Annotated in this window: 2 protein-coding genes; one reads left to right on the top strand and one right to left on the bottom strand. The window is 72.3% G+C overall.

Annotated elements, in window-relative coordinates:
* Positions 1-535, top strand: a 535-nt coding sequence (locus tag AOK17_RS45950) for a PQQ-dependent sugar dehydrogenase (protein ID WP_206190952.1), incomplete at its 5' end; no start/stop codon positions are given.
* Positions 536-703: 168 nt separating this feature from the next.
* On the opposite strand, the gene AOK17_RS45945 is transcribed toward AOK17_RS45950, so the two are convergent.
* A partial coding sequence (locus tag AOK17_RS45945) for a type I polyketide synthase (RefSeq protein WP_206190951.1) occupies positions 704-3,666 on the bottom strand: 2,963 nt, incomplete at its 5' end.

Here is a 3,666-nt window from a genome sequence, read left to right as displayed (position 1 = left end):
CCTCAACGGCAAGATCCTGCGCCTGACGACCTCCGGGCAGCCGGCCCCCGGCAACCCCTTCGGGAACTACGTCTACAGTCTCGGCCACCGCAATCCGCAGGGACTCGCCTTCGACCGCAACGGGCGGCTGTGGGAGGCCGAGTTCGGCAACACCCGGTTCGACGAGCTGAACCTGATCAAGCCCGGCGCCAACTACGGCTGGCCCACCTGCGAGGGCACCTGCTCGACCGCCGGGATGACCAACCCGAAGAAGACCTGGACCACCGGCGAGGCCTCGCCCAGCGCCATCGCCATCGCCGACAACGTCGTCTACATGGCCGCGCTGCGCGGCGAACGCCTCTGGCGCATCCCCATCGACGGCGACACCGAGAACGTGGGCACGGCGACGGCGTACTACATCGGTACGTACGGCCGGCTCCGTACGGTCGTCAAGGTGCCCGGCCGCGAACAGCTGTGGCTGGCGACCACCAACGCCGACGCCAACGGAGGCGAGCCGGATGGCGCGGACCGGGTCCTGAGGGTGACTCTGGGCTGACCGCCGAGGTCGGTCCGGACTGGTTCAGGTCGGACGGCCCGGCCCCGGGCGGCGGCGGTGTTCTGTTCCGTCCGCCCGGGGTGCCGCTCCGGCCGCGTGGGGGCGCGCTCGGGCGAGGTGAGGGTGCGCTCTCGCCGCCCGTTGCCGGGACGGGTGGGCGCCGAATCCTCAGCCGTGGTCCCTCAGTTCCTCGTCCAGGATGTCGAACAGCTCGTCGGCGGTGGCTGCTTCCAGCGCGTCGTCCTGCGAGGCCGAAGCCGAACCCGCCCCTGAGGCCGGAGCCGCGGTGCCCACCCGCCGGTGGGTCTCGGCCCACCCGGCGGCCAGGGCTCGCAGCCGATCCTCGATCCGGGCCGAGTCCGTCGCCCCCGGCTCCGCGGCCAGCAGCGCCGACTCCAGACGCGTCAGCTCCTCGTCGAGCACGCGGTCCACACCCGCCGCCGGTTCCTCCCCGACCAGTTCCGTACGCAGGAACTCCGTGACCGAGACGATGGTCGGGTAGTCGTAGATGAGTGTCGCGGACAGATGCTCCCCGGTGGCGCCGGAGAGCCGGTTGCGCAGTTCGAGAGCGGCCAGCGAGTCCACCCCCATGTCGAGGAAACCGCGCTCGGGTACGACCGCCTCCGGGCCGTCGAATCCCAGCACCTCCGCCACATGTGTCCGCACCAGATCAAGCAGCACCCGCCCGGCCTCCTCCCAGGAGAGCCCCGCCAGTCGTGCGGACAACGGCTGATCGGCCGCCATCGCGGCAGCTGTCGTGGGAGTCGTCGCCCGAGCCTGCCGGACGTCCTGCCCGGAACGGTCCGGCGCCAGCCCGCGCAGCAGCGCCGGCAACTCGTCCGGACGCGCCCCCACCGCCGACGGATCCAGCCGCACCGGCACCGTGAGGGTCTCCCCGCAGGCCAGGGCCGCATCGAAAAGGACCAGCCCTTCCTCCGGCGCCAGTTCCAGCACGCCCAGCCGGCCGATGCGCCCGGCGTCGATCGACGCGCCGCCGGGCGCATCGGCCGCCGCCGTGCCCGCCCACAGCCCCCAGGCCATCGAGGTGGCGGGCAGCTGCCCTGCCCGGCGATGGTGGGCCAGCGCGTCGAGAAAGACATTGGCCGCGGCGTAGTTGGCCTGTCCGGCCGCCAGGACCATGCCGCCCGCGGAGGAGAACAGCACGAAGGCCGAGAGGTCCATGTCCTGGGTCAGTTCGTGCAGGTGCCAGGCGCCGTCCACCTTTGAACGCAGCACCCGCCGCACGCGCTCCGGCGTCTGGTCGGCCAGCACTCCGTTGTCCATCACTCCGGCGGCGTGCACGACGGCGGTCAGCGGATGCTCGGCGGGGATACCGGCCAACAGCCCGGCGATCTCGTCCCGGTCGGCGGTGTCGCAGGCGGCCAGCGTCACGGTGGCGCCGAGCGCGGTGAGTTCCGCGGACAGACGGGCGGCGTCGGGAGCGTCCGGCCCCCGGCGGCTGGTCAGCAGCAGGTGTCGCACCCCGTGCTCGACCACCAGATGCCGCGCCAGCAGCGCACCCAGCATGCCCGTGCCCCCGGTCACCAGTACGGTTCCCGAACCGTCCCACGACGGCCCGTCGTCGGCCGCCCTCACCCGGCCCAGCCGGGGGACCAGGGCACGGCCCCGGCGCAGGGCGATCTCCGGCTCACCCATCGCCACCGCAGCCGGCAGCGCGCGGACGGACTCGGCGGAACCGTCCACATCGACCACCATGAACCGGCCGGGGTTCTCCGCCTGAGCGGCCCGCAGCACACCCCAGGCCGGAGCCTGGCCCAGGTCGAGCGGCTCGTCGGGCCGCGCGGGGTCGGCGTTGGAGTCGAGGTCGGGGTCCGGGTTGGGGTCGACGGCATGGACGGCGTTACGCGTCACCACGACCAGCCGGGACGCCGCGAAGCGCTCGTCGGCCAGCCAGCCGCGCAACGCGTCCAGCACCGTTGTGGTGGTGAGGAACGCCTGCTGCGGCACGTCGTGGCTGATCCGGCTGTCGGTTGTCCTGTCGGTTGTCGTGTCGGTTACCTTCTCGATTGCATCCGGACGCAGCCACAGCGTGACCACGTCGGGCACTGTGGACGACGGTTCCGCAGCGAGTACTTCGTCCAGCTTGGCGAGCTTGGCGAGCTTGGGCGGCGTTGCCTGGGCCCGGGACGCGTCCGCCGGAAGGGGCATCCACCGCACCCGGTGGAGAAGGCGCAGACCGGTGTCCAGTTGCCGCGATGTCACCGGCCGCATCGCGAGCGAGTCGACGTACGCCACCGGTGCGCCCGTCGCAGCGTCGCGCATGTCCAGTGACACCACGCCTGGAGCCGTCGTCCAGATCCGGACGCGCAGTGAACTCGCCCCTCGGGTATGCAGCGTGAACCCGTTCCAGGCGAACGGTATGCGGGTGCTGTCCCTGTCCTCGCCCTCTTCCGCAGGCAGCACATCGGTGAAGTGCAGCGCCGCGTCCATCAGCGCCGGGTGCAGCCCGTACGCCGCCAGGTCCGCGGCTCCCTCGGGCAGCGCGATCTCGCCGAAGACCTCGCCCTCACGCTGCCAGACCGCACGCACGCCCTGGAAGACGGGCCCGTATCCGTACCCCTGGGCGGCCAGGTCCTCGTACAGCGTGTCGATCGGCACGACGGAGGCGCCCGGCGGCGGCCACGTCTCCGCGTGAGCCTGTGGCGGCTCGGCGGCCTCCGTTGCCGGGCGGAGCACACCCGTCGCATGCCGGGTCCAGATCGCGTCGGGGCCGGTGTCCGGGGCGTCCGTCTCGCGGGAGAAGATCTCCACGCTGTGACGGCCTGCCGCGTCGACCGCACCCACCACCACCTGAAGGGCCAGCGCGCCCTGCTCGGGTACGGGCAGCGGCGCCTCCTGAATGAGCTCCTCGACGACCGGACAGCCGACCCGGCCACCGGCATGCAGGGCCATGTCCACCAGCGCCGCGCCGGGCAGCAGCGTCGTCCCCAGAATGCGGTGATCCACGAGCCAGCCGGGAGAGTCGCTCGTCAGCCGACCGGTGAGGACCAGCCCACCGGTACCGGGAAGGGCAACGGCCGCGCCGAGCAGGGGATGGTCTGCCGAGGTCTGACCGAGGTCTGTGACGTCACTGGCCGGGGGAGTCATGCCGTCGATCCAGTAGTGCTTGT

Source organism: Streptomyces phaeochromogenes (assembly GCF_001418655.1).
In the GTDB taxonomy this organism is placed as follows: domain Bacteria; phylum Actinomycetota; class Actinomycetes; order Streptomycetales; family Streptomycetaceae; genus Streptomyces; species Streptomyces phaeochromogenes.
This window is presented reverse-complemented; position numbering and strand designations above follow the sequence as displayed.